This is a genomic window from Verrucosispora sp. WMMA2044, from assembly GCF_027497155.1.
In the GTDB taxonomy this organism is placed as follows: Bacteria; Actinomycetota; Actinomycetes; order Mycobacteriales; family Micromonosporaceae; genus Micromonospora; species Micromonospora palythoicola.
Genome location: NZ_CP114913.1, coordinates 6,036,225 through 6,053,526, shown reverse-complemented (window position 1 = coordinate 6,053,526; position 17,302 = coordinate 6,036,225). Strand labels below are relative to the sequence as shown.

General features: G+C 71.3%; 15 protein-coding genes. 9 read left to right on the top strand and 6 right to left on the bottom strand.

The features are described 5' to 3' along the window. Positions 1-47: 47 nt before the first annotated feature. Genes folK through folP form a run of 3 tightly spaced genes read right to left on the bottom strand, consistent with a single transcriptional unit; the run spans position 48 to position 1,875 of the window. A complete protein-coding gene (gene folK / locus O3597_RS27400) occupies positions 48-575 on the bottom strand; it encodes a 2-amino-4-hydroxy-6-hydroxymethyldihydropteridine diphosphokinase (protein ID WP_164448626.1) in 528 nt (175 codons plus the stop codon). Continuing rightward, positions 572-937 (bottom strand): dihydroneopterin aldolase, encoded by a 366-nt coding sequence (gene folB, locus O3597_RS27395; protein ID WP_164448627.1) that lies wholly within the window; start codon positions 935-937, stop codon positions 572-574. The genes folK and folB overlap by 4 nt, the downstream gene beginning before the upstream one ends. Next, positions 934-1,875, bottom strand: coding sequence for a dihydropteroate synthase (folP, locus tag O3597_RS27390; protein ID WP_281602832.1), 942 nt, complete (start codon positions 1,873-1,875; stop codon positions 934-936). Before folP ends, folB begins: the two co-directional genes overlap by 4 nt. A 343-nt stretch (positions 1,876-2,218) precedes the next feature. On the opposite strand from folP, the gene O3597_RS27385 reads away from it, so the two are divergent. The 7 genes from O3597_RS27385 to O3597_RS27355 are packed head-to-tail and all read left to right on the top strand — an operon-like array spanning position 2,219 to position 10,539. Next, a complete protein-coding gene (locus O3597_RS27385) occupies positions 2,219-2,536 on the top strand; it encodes a hypothetical protein (protein ID WP_164448628.1) in 318 nt (105 codons plus the stop codon). Between the two features lie 13 nt (positions 2,537-2,549). Beyond that, positions 2,550-2,912, top strand: coding sequence for a hypothetical protein (locus O3597_RS27380; RefSeq protein ID WP_164448629.1), 363 nt, complete (start codon positions 2,550-2,552; stop codon positions 2,910-2,912). A 49-nt stretch (positions 2,913-2,961) separates the two neighbouring features. Beyond that, entirely contained in the window at positions 2,962-6,273 is a 3,312-nt protein-coding gene (locus tag O3597_RS27375) for an ATP-binding protein (RefSeq protein WP_281602831.1), read from the top strand. Positions 6,274-6,275: 2 nt separating this feature from the next. Next, complete coding sequence (locus tag O3597_RS27370; protein WP_281602830.1) at positions 6,276-8,216, top strand: MFS transporter; 1,941 nt, start codon at positions 6,276-6,278, stop codon at positions 8,214-8,216. After that, positions 8,213-8,773: a hypothetical protein gene (locus tag O3597_RS27365; protein ID WP_164448631.1), complete on the top strand. Its 561-nt coding sequence runs from the start codon at positions 8,213-8,215 to the stop codon at positions 8,771-8,773. The genes O3597_RS27370 and O3597_RS27365 overlap by 4 nt, the downstream gene beginning before the upstream one ends. Beyond that, entirely contained in the window at positions 8,766-9,932 is a 1,167-nt protein-coding gene (locus O3597_RS27360) for a M23 family metallopeptidase (protein WP_164448632.1), read from the top strand. The genes O3597_RS27365 and O3597_RS27360 overlap by 8 nt, the downstream gene beginning before the upstream one ends. Positions 9,933-9,945: 13 nt before the next feature. Next, positions 9,946-10,539, top strand: a complete 594-nt coding sequence (locus tag O3597_RS27355; protein WP_164448633.1) for a hypothetical protein — start codon at positions 9,946-9,948, stop codon at positions 10,537-10,539. Positions 10,540-10,541: 2 nt separating this feature from the next. Here O3597_RS27355 and O3597_RS27350 read toward each other — a convergent pair whose 3' ends face one another. Continuing rightward, on the bottom strand, positions 10,542-11,096 hold the full coding sequence (locus tag O3597_RS27350) for a hypothetical protein (protein WP_281604650.1): 555 nt from the start codon (positions 11,094-11,096) through the stop codon (positions 10,542-10,544). 198 nt (positions 11,097-11,294) lie between these two features. Between O3597_RS27350 and O3597_RS27345 the strand changes: the two genes are divergently transcribed. Then, positions 11,295-13,847, top strand: a complete 2,553-nt coding sequence (locus O3597_RS27345) for an FtsK/SpoIIIE domain-containing protein (protein ID WP_281602829.1) — start codon at positions 11,295-11,297, stop codon at positions 13,845-13,847. Then, positions 13,844-14,554 carry a hypothetical protein gene (locus O3597_RS27340; protein ID WP_281602828.1) on the top strand — a complete coding sequence of 237 codons (711 nt, stop codon included), beginning with the start codon at positions 13,844-13,846 and terminating at the stop codon, positions 14,552-14,554. The genes O3597_RS27345 and O3597_RS27340 overlap by 4 nt, the downstream gene beginning before the upstream one ends. 11 nt (positions 14,555-14,565) lie before the next feature. Here O3597_RS27340 and folE read toward each other — a convergent pair whose 3' ends face one another. After that, the gene (folE, locus tag O3597_RS27335) at positions 14,566-15,228 is read right to left on the bottom strand and encodes a GTP cyclohydrolase I FolE (RefSeq protein WP_281604649.1); all 663 of its coding nucleotides are present in this window, start codon (positions 15,226-15,228) and stop codon (positions 14,566-14,568) included. Between the two features lie 38 nt (positions 15,229-15,266). After that, positions 15,267-17,285, bottom strand: coding sequence for an ATP-dependent zinc metalloprotease FtsH (gene ftsH, locus O3597_RS27330; RefSeq protein WP_281602827.1), 2,019 nt, complete (start codon positions 17,283-17,285; stop codon positions 15,267-15,269). Positions 17,286-17,302 lie beyond the last annotated feature (17 nt).

Sequence of the window (17,302 nt, the reverse complement as noted above, 5' to 3'; positions counted from 1 at the left end):
ATGAGACCCGGTCGCGCTGAGCCTGATGGTCCGCCCACTGCGCTCGCTCATGCCGTCGACTCTAACGTCAGATCGGGCCGGGGGCTCAGTTCCGGCACCTCGACGGCGACCGGCCCGGTGGTGAGCAGGTCGGTGAGCCAACCGTGCCCGGGCAGTTGGCCGTAGGGCTGGATGTCGATCCACGGCCGCAGCACGAAGGCCCGCAGATGTGCCCGGGGATGCGGCAGGGTCAACTCGGGATCGGCGCTGAACACCGGGCGGTCGTCGTCGGTCCACACCGCGACGACGTCGACGTCGAGCGTGCGGGGACCGAAGCGCCGTTCCGGGTCCCGGACCCGACCGGCGGCGTCCTCCGCCGCCCGGGCCCGCGCCAACCAGTCGTAGGGATCGGCGTTCGGGTCCGCGGCCAGCAGCACGGCGTTCAGGTACGTCGGCTGCTCGGTGTCACCCCACGGCGGCGTCTCGTAGACCCCGGAGACCAGCAGGACACTGTCACCGAGGACGGTCAGGGCGGTGCGCAGGTGGGCGAGTCGGTCACCGAGGTTGCTGCCCAGGGAGAGCACGGCGCGGGTCATCGGGTACGCGTCCGGCGCATCGTCACGGCCACGTCGGTGAAGGCGTGCGGCACCGGGGCCTCGGGCTTGTGCACCGTGACCGTCACGCCGGACACCCGCGGATCCACCAGGCAGACCTCGATCAGTCGATCGGCGAGGGTCTCGATCAGGTTGACCGGCTCGCCGGTGACCACCTCGACCAACCGCTCGGCCAACTCGCCGTAGTGCACCGTGTCCCGCACGTCGTCGGACCGGGCGGCCGGTCCCAGATCGAGTTCGAGCACCGCGTCCACCACGAACTCCTGGCCGTTCGCGCGTTCGAAGTCGTACACCCCGTGCCGGCCGCGCGCCCGCAGGCCGGTCAGCTCGATCCGGTCGGTCATCGCCGCCCCCGCCCGTCGACCGCGGACCACTCGGCGGCGTCCGACGGCACGACCCGACCGGCCGCCGACCCGGCGGACGCGGTGTCGGCAGCCGACGGAGCGGCCAACCGGGGACGGCCGGTGGCCCGCCAGACGGCGAGCGCGTCGACGGTGGCACGCACGTCGTGCACGCGTACCCCCCAGGCGCCGGCGGCCACCGCGAGCAGGCTGGTGGCGACGGTGGCCGCCGTCCGGCCGTCGGTCGCCCGGGTCACGCCGTCGGGGCCGGCCAGCAGTTGACCCAGGTACGACTTGCGGCTCGCGCCGAACAGCAGCGGGTAGCCGAGTTCGACCAGTTCGGGCAGCCGGGCGCTGAGCTGCCAGTTGTGGGCGGCGTTCTTGGCGAAGCCGAGGCCCGGATCGATGATGATCTGATCCGGGCCGATCCCGGCGGCGAGGGCCGCGTCCACGCGCTGGCCGAGTTCGGCACGGACGTCGGCGACCACGTCACCGTAGCTGGCCAACTCGCTCATCCGGCGGGAGTGGCCGCGCCAGTGCATCAGCACCCAGGGACAGCCGGCGTCCCGGACCACCCCGACCATGTCGGGATCCGCGAGACCCCCCGAGACGTCGTTGACCACGATCGCGCCGGCCTGTAGCGCCGCGACGGCGACCCGGGCCCGGGTGGTGTCGATGCTGACCGGAACGCCTGCCGCGGCCAGCTCGCGGATGACCGGCACCACGCGGGCGGCCTCGGTCTCCGCGTCCACCCGGTCGGCACCCGGCCGGGTCGACTCTCCACCGACATCCACCAACTCCGCGCCGTCGGCACGCAGCCGGACGCCGTGTGCGACGGCGGCGTCGACGTCGACGTAGCGTCCGCCGTCGGAGAACGAGTCGGGCGTGACGTTGAGGACGCCCATCACCACCGGGGCCGGAGCCCGTACCAGATCGGTCACGAGTAGGACGGTACCGGCCCGGCCGCCCCTCGCAGACGGCCCGGTCGAGCATCCTGACATGCCAATTGGAACAGGTGTACGATCGGTCGTCCGGGTCGGTTCGGGCAGCATCTTCGCGGCTTGTCGCAAAGAGGGGCGGCCCGTACGCTGTGGAATTGTCCAGCATCGAGATGGCGACGGTTGGAGGGAGGGCCGAAGCGGGACAACCCACCCAAAAATCGCCACCCTTCGTGGCGGTTGTCGTACGCAGGGTTCCGAGCACTGCGCACAGTGAGCACCGATCCCGCAAGGCTTGCCTACTGCACCACCGCGGCGCCGCCGGCCGCGACTTGGGGAGGTTTCAGTGATCGCCATCGAGCTGATGGAAACGGCGTCCACAAGCGCCCTCCACCTGCTCTCCACCCTGGTGTCGTCGATTCCGCTCGCCGCGGAGGAACCAAAGGGGATCGACACCGAGGGCGTCGTCACCTTCTTCGCCAGCAAGATCGCGCCGATCCTGCTCGCCGTGCTGGGCGTCATCTTCATCGGCCGCGCCAGCCGGGGCGAGATCTCGAAGGTGCTGACCAGCTCGGCCATCGCGATCGTCGGGTTGGCCTTCATCGCCGGAGCCGCCACCCTCTTCTTCATCGGCGACTTCCTGATCAACCTGATCTTCGAATAGACGCGGGCACGAGATGCGGCTGCGCACCGACGACGACATCTACCGGGCTCGCCTGGTCTATCTCGGGCCGCCCGGCTACACCCTTCCGGTCCACCTGCCGTACGCCCAGTACGGGCTGTTCATGCTGCTCGTCCCCCTCTACATGTTCATCCACTGGCTGTTCACGCTGCGGGTCGAACTCTTCCCCGCCTGGGAGATCGCCCTCGCGATCGTGACCACCTCGTTCGTCTTCCGGTACGTCGACCCGGACCGTCCGGCGCGCATGGTGATCCGTACCGCGCTGACCGACTGGCGACGAACCCGGGAGCCGGCCGCCGAGCAGCGCGATCCGCGCCTGGTCGGCAGCAGGATCAGGATCCGGGAGGAACTGGCATGACCGGCTGCACGCCGTACGGGCCGAACGAGGACACGGGCAGGGCGATCGCATGAGCCGCTCCGCCACGCCGGGATCCCCGGCCGGACGTCCGGCCGCACCACACGGTAACCGTGCGCGTTCATTCGACTACCCGGAAGCCGATGGGCTGGACGAGACCACGCTGGACCCGGCACTCGCCACCACCCCGGCGCACGGCAGCGTCGGTGTGTTCCAGGCACCCCGCCCGCCGCAACGCCGAGCGGCTCCGGCCGATTCGGCCCCGGCCAGCCGGGACGGCGCGGACATCGACTCACCGTTCCTCGACCTCTTCGGTGGCGCGTACCCCCGGCCCGGTGCCGCCCAGCGGGGCAACGGGCACCCCGCACGAGCCTTGCCGCAGCAGCCGCATCCCGCACCGCCGCCCGCCGTCGGGCCCGCACCGGCAGCCCGTCGAGCGGCTCCGCCACCGGCGCCGCCCGCGCCACCGCGACCGCCCGACCCGGCACCGGCCACGCCACCCGGCCGCTTGGTCGAGGGCCCGGCGCCGGCCACGAACACGCCGCCGGCTCCGCCCCGGATGGCACCCAACCCGGCGGACCGGTTGCCGACCGCCCGGCCGCCCGCCGACGACCGGCCCACCGGCGACGACCGCCCGCTCCGGGAGGACCGCCGCGCCCGCGACAACGACCCGGCGCCGACCGACGATCCCGGGAAGACGCCACGTCGGTCAGCGTCGCCGGCCAACCGTCCGGCCCCCCGGCAACGGTCCGTCGACCACCGCGACCGGCCGGTCAAGCCGGTCCGTGTCCGACCACCGAGGATCAAGTTCGGCGATCGTGATCCGGCCGTCGAGTTGGCCATCACCGAGATCGCCGGGCACCTGACCTTCAGCCCCAACACGGTCACCGCCTGGTACTGGCTGCCCGAGGTGCGCTGGGCCTTCCGGCCGGACGCGGAACGCGAGGCGCTGCTCTCGGCGATCTCCGAGCAGTACGCCGGCCTGGCCGGCTTCCGGCTGCACCTGCGCCGCACCACCCGGCCCTTCCCGGCCGACGAATGGGCCCGCACCATCGACGCCAACACCGCCGCACCGCTGCCCGACGTCCCCGGCACACCCGGATGGGGCGAGCACCTGGTCGCCGCGCAACGCCACCTGCTGTCGGTGAATCACGCCGAGGGTCAGACCTACCTCGGCGTCACCTTCGCCCGCCGTTCCCTCGGTGACTCGCTCACCGAACGGCTGCTGCGCACCTTCGGCCGCGGCGTCGCCGAGGGCGAGCGGCGCAAGCTCGGCCGCACCGTCGAGCAGTTCGACGAGGTGCTCGGCGCCTTCGGCATGCGGGGACGGCGCGTCACCGCGCACGAGCTGGAGTGGCTGCTCTACCGGTCGGTGGCACTCTGCATGGCGCCCCCCGGCACGCTCTCACCCATCACCGACGGTCGTTGGGAACGCGGCGACCTGCTCGCCCTCACCGAACAGGTCGAGCGCTACCGCACGCCGTACGGCTCCACCGTCAAGCTGGTCCACCGGATGACCGGCGAGGAACGACACGTGGCGGTGCTCGCCGTCGGTCGGATGGAGCCGCTGGAGATCCCCGAGCGACACGAACCCTGGTTGCACTTCCACGAGCGGCTGCCCTGGCCGATGGAGCTCTCCACCCGGGTCGACATCCTCGGTTCCGGCGACTCCTTCCGCAACCTCGAACACCGGCTCCGGATGATCCGGTCACAGCAGTTGGACTACGCCGAACACGGCATCGACGCGCCGCCCGAACTGGAGCGACTCGCCAAGCGCGCCCTGGTCATCGGCGACGAGATGACCACGGGGCTGCCGGTCGACTCGGCCCGCGCCCATGGCTGGCACCGCATCGCGGTCGGCGGTCGGACCCGGGAGGAGTGCCTGGAACGGGCCCGCCGGCTCATCCAGCTCTACTCGCGCGAGCTGCGTATCTCCCTGCAGCATCCGAAGAACCAGGACTGGCTGGCCCGCGAGTTCATTCCGGGTGAGCCGATCGCCAACACCGGTTACGTACGCAGGATGCCCGTCAACCTGCTCGCGGCGGCGCTGCCGCAGGCCGCCTCCACGGTGGGTGACCGACGTGGCGACCTGATCGGCCGTACCGCCGGGACCTGCCGCCGCCCGGTCTTCCTCGACCTGCACTTTCCCATGGAGGTGCGGGAGCGCTCCGGCCTGGCGGTCTTCGTGGCCGAACCGGGCGGCGGCAAGTCCACGCTGCTCGGCGCGTTGGGCTACCTGGCCGCCCGCCGCGGCGTACAGGTGACCCTGCTCGACCCCTCCGGCCCGCTGGCCCGGCTCTGCGCGATGCCGGAGCTTCGTCCCTACTCGCGGGTGCTGAACCTGACCGGCTCCGAGCACGGCACGCTGGCACCGTACTCACTGATCCCGACCCCGCTGCGCAGCGAGTTCGCCGCCGGAGCCGCCGGCGACCGGGAGTTCGAGATCGCCGTCTCCAATGCGCGGGCCGAGCGGCGGATGCTGGTACAGGACATCTGCATGATGCTGGTGCCACCGCAGGTGGCTCGGGAGGCCTCCACCGCCACCCTGTTCCGGCACGCCGTGCGCCAGGTGCCCGCCGAGGAAACCTCCACTCTGGACGACGTGGTCACCTGCCTCGGCCAGCTCGACGACGACGCCGGCCGGGAACTGGCCAACCTGCTGCTGGACACCGCCGAGATGCCACTGGCGATGCTCTTCTTCGGTCGCCCGCCGGAGGGCCTGCTCGGCCCGGACGCCGCACTCACCGTGATCACCATGGCCGGCCTGCGGCTGCCCGACCTCAAGATCGAACGCGAGTACTGGTCGGCCGAGGAGGCACTCGCCCTGCCGATGCTGCACACCGCGCATCGGCTGGCGGTCCGCCGCTGCTACGGCGGCTCGATGGCCTCCCGGAAGCTGGTCGGCCTGGACGAGGCGCACTTCATGGAGGGGTGGCGCTCCGGCCGATCCTTCCTCGTCCGGCTCGCCCGTGACTCCCGCAAGTGGAACCTGGCCGCGCTCGTCGCCTCGCAGAACCCCCGGGACATCCTCGGTCTCGACGTACAGAACCTCGTCTCCACCGTGTTCGTCGGCCGGATCGCCGAAGACGCCGAGATCGCCTCCGAGGCGCTGCGACTGCTACGCGTACCGGTGGACGACGGCTACGAGGCCACCCTCGCCTCGCTCTCCACCGCCGATGCGACCTCGGCCAACCGGCTCGGCTTCCGGGAGTTCGTGATGCGCGACGTCGACGGCCGGGTCCAGAAGGTCCGGGTCGACGTCTCCTACGTGGATGGACTGCTGGACCACCTCGACACCACCCCCGCCGCCATCGCCGCCGCCGCAGGGGTGCTGCCGACCGTGCTGCCTGACATGGAGGCGTGACAATGGCGAGGGCCCGGGCACGGATCACGGCGCTCCTCCTGGCACTCGGCGTCCTCGCCGCAGCCACGATCAGCTGGCCCGGGCTCACCGCCACACCGGCGTACGCGGCTCCGGCCGGGTACCAGGCCGCGGCGGCCGAACTCTGCACCACCGAGGAGTGGCAGGTCGATTTCCGCGCCTGCGTCACCAAGCTGCAGCAGGTGGCGGAGTCGGAGGCGACGTGCCGTAATCCCCCGACGCCGACTGCGCCGGATTCTGGCATCGCCGGGTGGTTCGCTTCCCGTCCCGAGGCCTCCAAGCTGCCCGGCCCGAAGGGTTACTACAGCGACTACGGATACGCCGGCTACAGCTACAGCACCTACGACATCGATTCCGGCTGTGCGACCACGCTGCTGCACCCGGACTACAAGTTCACCAACACCATCGCCAACGGCGAGTTCATGATGGCCACGGCGATCATCGGCGCCTCGAACGCGCTGCGCGAACGCGCGTGGGAGCCGGGCACCATGTGGGGCTGGGCGGATCCCCTGGTGGACCAGGCCACCAAGGCCATCTACCAGAAGGTGTTCAGTGTCTTCGGCATCGTCACGCTCTGCGTGGTCGGGCTCTACCTGCTCTGGCGCTCGCGCCAGTCCGACATGAGCAGCGCGATGACCACGGCGGGCTGGGCGTTGGTGGTGATGGTGGCGGTCACCGCACTGGCCGCCTGGCCGGTCAAGTCGGCGAACCTCGCCGACGGTGCCCTCGTCTCCACGCTCGGCGTCGTGCACGACGCGGTGGGCCCCGCCGCCAAGGACGTGCCGCCGGACCGGTGTGCGATGCCCAATCCGGACGCCTGCACGGACAAGCGGCCACCAGCGGTCCGGGCCAGCGACACCGCCGCGGAGGCGATGCTTTACCGGAACTGGCTGCGCGGGGTGCTCGGCTCGGCCGACAGCGAGACCGCCAGGAAGTACGGAGCGGCGCTCTACGACGCCAAGTCGCTGTCCTGGGAGGAGACGGAGAAGATCCGGGCCAATCCGCAGACGCGTGAGGCCACCATCAACGCTAAGAAGCAGCAGTGGATGACGGTCGCCGCGCAGATCGAACGGGAGGATCCGGAGGCCTACGAGTACCTGAAGGGCGTCCGGGACATGGATCGGGTGGGCGCCGGGTTCATCGCGGTGCTCGCCGCCCTGCTCTTCGCGATGTTCGACCTGACCGCGTCACTGCTGGTGCTGCTCGGCTTCCTGATCTTCCGATGGGCGGTCATCGCGGCGCCGATCCTCGGCACCATCGGTCTGCTCCGACCGGCCAGCGCCGGTCTGCGACGGCTGGGTAACGCGGTGGTGGCGGCGCTGTTCAACATCGCGATCTTCGGCACCGGTGCCGCCATCTACCTCTTCGCGGTCGACCTCATCATGAGCACGGCCACCCTTCCCGGCTGGCTTCAGGTGGTGCTGGTCTGGCTCTGCGGGGTGGTCGGCTGGCTGCTGCTGCGCCCCTACCGCCGGATCACCCAGCTCGGCGGGAAGGACAACAGCGAGGCGGTCAGCTCGGCGGGCTCCTGGCACCGCCGGTTCTTCCGGGACATGCGTACCGCGGCCCGGCTCGACGTCGCCGAGCCCGGCGGCACCGCCGAGCCAAGCGTGGGACGGCGTCGGGCGATCGCACCCGAGCAGCCGAGGATGCGTCCGGAGGCTCGGCCGGATCCGGTGCCGGCGGGGGCACCGGCGGCCGCGAAGCGGCCGGACGATCCGAGAACGGACGGTGCCGACAGCTCCGCCCAGGAACAGCGCACCAAGGCCGCTCCGGTGGCCCCCAGGCCGCGTCGTCGGCAGCCGGCCTCCTGGACCGAGCCGGACGTGCCGGACGAGAACCCCTCCTACGCCATCTACCGTCCCGGTTCGGCCGAACGGACGCCCGAGAAGCCGGCACCACGGGTCCGCTCCGAGGCCCGGTGACCATCGTGCGGCGGGCGGTCGAGTTCCTCTTCCGACGGTTGCTACGGTCCCGACTGGGTGCCGCACTCGGCATCGCCGTACTGGTGCTCGGGGTGGTGGGGGCGGCCAGGTTGGTGGCCGGCCCGACCGATCCGGCGGCCGGGCTGAGCAATCGCCCGCCCGAACCGATCACCACTGTGCACCCGACCACCGGGGACGACGGTGCGATCTCCACGACGACCACTCCGTCCCCGGTCACCCGGCCCGGCCAGCCGGCCCCGGAAGTGGTGGCCGCCCGCTTCGCCGCCGCCTGGCTCGGCCGTCCGGGCCAGACCGCCGAGGAGTGGCACCACGCGCTACGCCCGTTCTCGACCACCGGTCTCGTCGAGAAGCTTTCCGGCGCCGATCCGACCGAAGTGCCCGCCAGCGCGGTCACCGGCGACGTGACACTCCGCCCACGCGGTGAGACCTTCGTGGAGGCGACGATCCCGCTCGACGACGGGCAACTCCGGCTCGAACTGCTGGCACCCGACGGGCGATGGCTGGTGGATGCGGTGGACTGGAGCAGGGATGAGTGAGCAGAGCCATCCCCGTCGGCCGGTCCGGATCGGCGCCCTCGCCGCCGCGCTCACCGCGACGCTGACACTGCTCTGCTGTACGGGTGGCGCTGGTGCCTTCTTCCTAACCGAGCTGGGTGGCGACGCCGCCGAGCAGCTGAGCCCGGCCAGCATGGAGTGCACCGGCGACTTCGAGGTGAATGTCACCGGCAAGATGCCGCGCTTCGCCGAGTACGGGGAACGTCAGCTGCGGAACGCGGCAGTGATCATCAAGGTCGGCCAGGAGATGAAGGTGGCGCCACGGGGCTGGGTGATCGCGGTGGCGACCGCCATGCAGGAGTCGCGGCTGCTCAACCTGGCCAACAGCACGGTCGGCGAGTCGCGGGACATCCCGAACGAGGGAGTCGGCGCCGACCACGACTCCGTCGGTCTCTTCCAGCAACGGGCCTCGTGGGGCACGGTCGCCCAGCGGATGGATCCCGCGTACGCGTCCCGCAAGTTCTACGAGAAGCTGGTCGACCTACCCGACTGGGAGAAACTGCCACTGACCGTGGCCGCACAGCGGGTGCAGATCAGCGCCTTCCCGGACGCGTACGCCAAACACGAGGAACTGGCCGCACGGATCGTGGACGCGCTGGCCGGTGGCGCGGCACGAACCGCGCTGATCGCCGGACAGCAGGTGTGTGACGCCGCGGCGGGCGGTGAGATCGCCGCCTCCGGTTGGACCGCACCGATTCCGGGCGGGGTCGGCTCCGGATTCCGGACCGCCAGCCGGCCCGGACACAACGGTGTGGACATCTCCGCGATAAGGGGCACCGATATCAGGGTCGCGGCGACCGGCCGGGTACTGGTCTCCCGCTGCGACCCCGACCGGAGAGGACGGCTCAGCTGCGACGAGGACGGCTGGCCTGGCAAGGGAGGCTGCGGTTGGTTCGTCGACGTGCTGCACGCCCAAGGCATCATCACCCGCTACTGTCATCTGGTGAGTCGTCCCCTGGTCGCCGTCGGCGACACGGTGCAGGCCGGTGACGTGATCGGCGATGTCGGCAGCAGCGGCAACTCCTCCGGACCACACCTGCACTTCGAGGTGCACGTCGACGGCGATCGCAGCAGCCGGGGTGCCATCGACCCGGTCCCGTTCATGCGGTCGAAGGGTGCGCCGTTGAAGGGCGTCGGGTGAACCACGGGCCGTCATGACCGAACCGCTTCCGGACCCGTTCGCCGACCAGCCCGACTGGGCTCCCCAACCGCCCCGTCCGATCGAGATCGTCCCCGCCGCGGGAAGCGTCGAACTACGCGGACGACGGGTACTTGTCGGTCTGCCCGGTCTGGGCTGGCGTGCCGACCTGCGGGCCGACGAACGGGTCGTGCAGAACAGCCGCACCTACGTCCCGGTCATCCCGGAACACGAGTGGTACCGCGCCGAGTCCGACCAGGTCGAGGTGTTCGCGCCGCTGGTGCCGGTCGAACGGGTCTGGGTCGAGACGGTCGGCGCAGCGACCACGCCGACGACGGACGGACGCCTGCGGCTCGTCTCGTTGGACGCCCCGGCCCACCCAGCACCGACGCCGGTCTTCGAGGCGGACTCGGTCACCGGGCGACGGGTCGTGCACATGGTCGGCGCCGTCGAGCACCGTGACCTGCGTGCGGTGACCGAGACCTACTCGGGCGCCGAGGGCGACATCTGTGTGCGGGTGACTCCCGAGATGGAGTGGTACCGCTGGGCCTGGCGCGGCCAGTCACCGACCACCCTGGAGGTACCGGTCCACATGCTGTGGGTGGAGTGAGGTCAGCCGGCCGTCGCTGAGCAGACCCGCCAGTCCTCGTTCAGCCGCGTGGTGAACGTCCATGCCTGCCGGTCACTTTGTCGGATCCCGTCAACCTGCGCCGCAAAGGTCAGATTCACGCGCACCTCGGCGTTGTCGCCATCTCGATCCACTTGAAGTTCCCCCCAAACGGTGGACATTGTCGTTCCGAATCGCACCTCTCGGTCTGCCAAGTCGTCCCTAAGTCTTTGTAGCTGACCCAGATCCGTGCTGCCCTCGCAGATGAAGATCGAGGCGCGTACGTCATTGCGGTCGACTAGGAACGCACGCAGGTAGTTGTCCACCACCACATCTGGGGCGCTGCGGTCGGGGGTGGTGGCTCGGTCGTAGACGAAATAGCCGACCACCCCGCCGGTCAGACAGAGCGCCGCGACCACCCCCGCCACCACAATCAGCACCGTACGCAGGCGTCGCCGGGGCTGGCGCGGCGCCGGCGCGACCGCAGGCGGTGCCAACTCCTCCGGCGGGGTCCTCTGCGCCGGTACGCGGGAGACCTGGGAACCGGCGGAGGGCGGCACTGATTCCACCCCCTGAGGCTATCCGCTGAAGGCTCGGGACCCAATGCCCGAGATTTGGCGGATCGTGACCGAACGCTGCCGATCGGTGAGATCCCTGACAACAACGGCGCAGCGCCGCGCCGGATCCCGGAGGTGACGCCCTCGCTGGGATACCGTCACTTCTGCCCGGCGAGTGGGTGCCGACCTCGGGCGGAGGGGGTGGACACGGTGGGCGGTCCGAAGGCACGGACGCTCCGCGCCGCCGCGCTGCACCGCCGGGCCGCTGCGACGGTCGCGGCGGCGACGACGATCCTCGACGAGACCCGTCCCGTCCCGGCTGACCAGCGCCGCCAGTACGCGCTGGCCGAGCGGCTGCGCGACGCGGCCGGCATCCTCGCCCCGGGTTGGGCCGGGTCCGCGTTGGACGCGGTCGCTCCGGCCCACCCCGCCGGGGAGGGCTCACCGCCGTTCGTCCGGGTGGGCACGGCCGCGCCGCTGGACGACGCACGTTTCCCGGCGCTGGTGCCGATGTTCGGCAGTGGACACCTCGCGATGGACGCCGACGCGCGCGACCCTCGGGTCGCCGGGTTGCTGCGGGCCGTACTGCTGCGCCTGCTGGCGGCGACACCGGCGGGGGCACTGCTGGTGCGGGTGGTGGACGCGACGGGCGTCGCGTTGGCACCGTTCGCGGCGCTCGGCGACGCCGGGGTGCTGGCCCCGCCGGCCACGGACACCGACGGTCTGCGGACCGTGCTGGCGGAGGCGGAGCGGTGGGTGGCGCCGGACGCCTCCGGTCCTCGCCGGCACGACCGTTCTCTGCTGTTGGTGCTGGCCGCGCTGCCCGAACCGCAGCTACCTGGTGACCTGGCGCGGATCGAGGCCCTCGCCGAGCAGGGACCCGCGGCCGGATTGCACCTGGTGGTGGCGGGGTGGCCGGTAGCCGGCCGAGCCGCGCTGCCCAGGGCTACGTCGCTGGCGATGCGGACGGCCTATGCGCTGCTCGGCAATCCGCCGGGTGCGGCGTTCGCCGGCACCGACGGAGGTCTGAACTCACCGGTGTTCGTCGACCCGGATCCGCCGACCGAGTTGGTCGAGACCGTGTGCCGGCGGATCGCCGCCCAGGTCGAGGCCGGCAGCCGGCTCGCCCTGTCGCACCTGCTGCCGCCAGCGGACGAGCTGTGGCAGGCGGCCGGGACGGACGGGCTGACCAGCACCGTCGGCGACGCGGGCGGGCGCCCGGTCTCGCTCGGCTTCACCGAGCTGACCCCGCACTGGTTGGTGAGCGGCCGGTCACGGGCCTGCCGGTCCACCTTCCTGACCACGGCGCTGCTCGGACTCGTCGCGCGGTACGGCCCGGACGAGCTGTCGCTGTACCTGGTGGACCTCGGTGCCGGTGAGTCCTTCGCGGAATTCCTGCAGACCGAGCGGGACAGGTCCTGGATCCCGCAGGTCCGGGCGGCCGCGATGGCCGCCGACCGGGAGTACGTGCTGGATCTGCTGGATCAGTTGACGGCGGAGGTGCAGCGGCGCGCCGAGGCGTCCGCCCGCGCGGGTGGGCAGCGCTTCGCCGAGTTGCGGAAACATCGCCCACTTCCTCGGGTCGTCTGTGTGGTGGAGAACCTGCAGGTGCTGCTCACCGAACGGGACCGGCTCTCCGCCGAGGTGGCCGCCCGGCTGGACGCACTGGCGAGGACCGGGCGGGCGTACGGTGTTCACCTGGTGCTGGCCGGCGAGGGTGACCTGGGCCTGGGCACCCGTTCCGACGGCGGGCAGCGGGACTCCCTGCCGGGCCAGTTCCCGGTGCGGGTGGCGCTGCCTGGCGGCGGTGCGGTGCTGGCACCCACCAACGACGCCGCGGCCGGTCTGCCGGTGGGCAGCGCGGTGGTCAACACCGCGGGCGGGCTCGGCGGCCCTCGGGGGGCGATCCGAGGTCATGAGCGGATGGTCCGGTTCCCCGACCCGGCAGACGAGCCGGAGGCGGTCACCGGGCTGCGCCATCGCCTCTGGTCGGCCCGCCCGCCGAACGCGACGCCGCCCGTCGTCTTCGCCGGGTACGCACGTCCGCTGCTGGGCAACGATCCCCGCTATCGGGCAGCCGTTGCGGGGCAGTCGACGGTACCGGCCGCGTTGCTCGGGCGGGTGGTGGATGTCTCGCGCAGCACCGCGACGGTGTCGTTCGGACCGGCGGCGGGGCGCAACCTCGCGGTTCTCGGTCCACGACCTGCCGCATGCCGCCTGCTGGCGACGGCCGCCCACACCACCGCGGCCCACCATCCGGCCGGTACGGCGCGGTTCGTGGTCGCCGTGGCGGATGCCGAGGCAGCGCAGTTGGCGGACACTCTGGTCGCGGAGTTGGCGGAGCGTCACCAGGTTGACCGGGTGGACCTCGCCGGGCTGGTCGCCGTGGCGGACGCCGGCGAGCCGGCGTACCTGGTCGTCTTCGGGCTGGACATGGCGCCGGCCGAGCAGTTGCCGCCGGCTCGACTGCGGGCTCTGCTGCGCGACGGGCCTCCGGCCGGGCAGCACCTGCTCGGCTGGTGGCGTACGGTGCCGTCGTTCGCGACGCTCGTGCAGCCGGACGAGACGGTGGACAAGCTGACCGCTGTGGCGGTGGCGGGTGTGCCGGGGGCGCAACTCACTCCGGTCTTCGGTCGTCCGGTGGAGTGGCGGCCTCGGCCCGACCGGGTGGTGCTCTGGGACGGGCCGGCGGAGCGCGGTGTGGTGCTGGTTCCGTACGAGGTGCCCGGCAGCGAGCAGGGGGAACCCGGATGACTCTCGACCACTCGCCGGCCACCGCCGCCGGGCCGGTCCGGCAGCGGGCTGCCGGTACGCCGGGGGACCCGGTGCGAGCCGCGTGGGCCGACTACCTGGCCGCGGCCCGGCAGCTCGACGGGGTACGTCGGGGCGCGGCGACCGCCGCGGGCGAGCAGGCCCGCGCGGTCCAGGCCGCCCGGGAGGAACTGACCGGGGTACGCACCCGGCTGGTGTCGCAGGAGAGTCGGCTGCGTGAGCTGGAGGTACCACCGATCTCGCTGGCGCCGACCCCTCCCGAACTGGCCGAGGCGACCCGGTCGATGAGCGGTGGTCCGGCGGCCGTGTTGACCGCCCTGCGGGACGCCCGTCGGTGGGCTGTCGGCGCGGACGACACGCTGGCCGCCCGTGGCCTGTCCCGGGTGGCGCACTGGCCGGCCCGTGCGCGCAATCTGCTGGTGTACGGGCCGCTGGGGCTGTTCGTTCCGGTGCTGCTGGTGGTGGTGTACCTGCTGGCGGGTACCGGCGCGCTGACCGCGTTCACGGTGCTGGTGGCGCTGCCGGCACCGGCGGTCGCGTTCGGCCTGGGCTGGCTCGCGGTGGGCCGCTGCTTTCCGCCGGGTCCGGGAGAGCGGGTGGACCGCACGCCACGGTTCGGCGCGCTGGCCTGCCTGGTCCCGGCCGTGGTGGTCAACGCGGGGATCGTGCTGGGGATGCTGTCGTCCTGACCGCCCGCCGGTCAGCGCGGGATGATCAGAGCCATCGCCTCGGCCCGGGACTTGGCGTCGTGTTGCAGCGTGCCACGCACCGCAGACGTGATCGTCTTGGCACCGGACTTCTGGATGCCCCGCATCGCCATGCACATGTGTTCGCACTCGAGCACGACGATCACGCCTCGCGGCTCCAGCCGCGTCATCAGCAGGTTCGCGATCTGCGAGGTGAGCCGCTCCTGCACCTGGGGACGCCGGGCGAAGACCTCGACCAGCCGGGCCAGCTTGGACAGTCCGGTGATCCGGCCGTCGGGACCGGGGATGTAGCCGATGTGGGCGCTGCCCCGGAAGGGCAGCAGGTGATGCTCGCAGAGGCTCATCACGTCGATGTCCCGGACCAGCACCAGTTCCTCGTGGTTGGCCTCGAAGGTGGTGGTGAGCACCGTGGCCGGGTCGACGCGCAGACCGGCGAAGAGTTCCGCGTACGCCCGGGCGACCCGGGCCGGGGTCTGCTGGAGGCCGTCGCGGTCCGGGTCCTCCCCGACCGCGATGAGGATCTCGCGGACCGCCTTCTCGATCCGGCCGAGGTCCATGGTGTCCTCGACGGGACGCCCGGTCAGGCGGCCGTTGATCAACCGGGCGGCGATGTAGTCGAGGCGGTCGGTGTCGGGTTCGGTGGCGGAGGCGGCCAGTCCCCGCTGTGGGGAACTGGCCGCCGGCTCGTCGGTGCTCAGTGCGAACCGTCCGAGGAGTTGTTCGAGCTGACGCCACCGACCGTCGCCTCCGCGCCGTCGGCCTCGGCCTGCACCTTCAGCGCGTCCTTCTCGGCCGGGGTGAGTACGGGCGGTTCGGTGGAGGGCTGCCGCTTGCCGAAGCCGTTGTACGGTGCCATCGGCGGTCGCTTGACCACCCGGGCGCAGATCCGGGCCATGTCGGCGGTGGAGAGGGTTTCCTTCTCCATCAGCTCGAGCACGATGTTGTCCAGGACGTCCCGGTACTCGACCAGGATCTCCCAGGCCTCGTCGTGGGCCAGTTCGATCAGGGCCCGCATCTCGCCGTCGATCTCGGCGGCGACGGCGTCGGAGTAGTCCCGCTCGTGGCCCATGTTGCGGCCGAGGAACGGCTCGTCGCCGCTGGTGCCGTACTTGATCGCACCGAGCTTGGAGCTCATCCCGTACTGGGTGATCATCGCGCGGGCCAGCTGGGTGGCCTTCTCGATGTCGTTGCCGGCACCGGTGGTGGGCTCGTGGAAGACCAGTTCCTCGGCGGCCCGGCCGCCCAGCGCGTACGCCAGGGTGTCGACCATCTCGGCGCGGGTCTGGGTGTACTTGTCCTCCGTGGGCAGCACCAGGGTGTGGCCCAGGGAACGACCTCGGGACAGGATGGTCACCTTGTGCACCGGTGCAGCGTGTGGCAGCGCCCAGGCGACAAGCGCGTGCCCACCCTCGTGGTACGCGGTGATCTTCTTTTCCTGGTCGCTCATCACCCGGGTACGGCGCTGCGGACCGGCGATCACGCGGTCGATCGACTCCTCGAGCGAGTCGTTGGAGATGGCCCGCTGGTCCTTCCGGGCGGTCAGCAGGGCGGCCTCGTTGATCACGTTGGCGAGGTCGGCACCGCTGAAGCCCGGCGTCCGCTTGGCCACCGAGTCGAGGTCGACGTCGGGCGTGAACGGCTTGCCCTTGGCGTGCACCCGCAGGATGGCCTTGCGGCCCTCCATGTCGGGGGCGTCGACCGGGATCTGCCGGTCGAACCGGCCCGGCCGCAGCAGCGCCGGGTCGAGGATGTCCGGCCGGTTGGTGGCGGCGATCAGGATCACGCCGCCCTTGACGTCGAAGCCGTCCATCTCGACCAGAAGCTGGTTCAGCGTCTGCTCGCGCTCGTCGTGGCCACCGCCCATGCCGGCGCCACGGTGCCGGCCGACCGCGTCGATCTCGTCGACGAAGACGATCGCGGGCGCGTTCGCCTTGGCCTGCTCGAACAGGTCACGGACCCGGCTGGCGCCGACACCGACGAACATCTCCACGAAGTCCGAGCCGGAGATCGAGTAGAACGGCACCCCGGCCTCGCCGGCCACCGCTCGGGCGAGCAGCGTCTTACCGGTACCGGGCGGACCGAAGAGCAGCACGCCCTTCGGGATCTTCGCACCGAGTGCCTGGTACTTCGCCGGGTTCTGCAGGAAGTCCTTGATCTCGTGCAGCTCCTCGACGGCCTCCTCGGAGCCCGCCACGTCGGCGAACGTCGTCTTCGGCGTGTCCTTGGTGATCATCTTTGCCTTGGACTTGCCGAAGTTGAGCACCCGGGAGCCGCCGCCCTGCATCTGCGACATGAAGAACAGCAGCAGCAGCACGAGCAGCACGATGGGAAGCAGGTTGACCAGCAGGCTGACCCAGATGCTGTCGGACGACACCTCGACATCGGCCGGTCCGGTGATCCGGTTGTTCGCCTTGGCCTCGAGAATCTCGTTCCAGACCTCGTCGCCAACCTCGTACGGGAACTGAGCCTCGATCAGCTTCGTGGTGGTGTCGCCGAACTCGGTCTCCTCGGCCAGCTCGAGCTGGATCGTCTGTTCCTTGTCCTGGAAGACGACCTTCTCGATGCCGCCCTTGTTGAGCTGGTCGAGCGCGACGGACGTGTCCACCCGGTGGTAGCTGGGTCCACCGGTGAACAACTGACTGAGCACGACGGCGCCGAGGATGACCAGGATGACCCAGAACACCGGTCGGCGGAAGAAACGCGTACGTTCCATGCTGTTGTCGAGCGCCG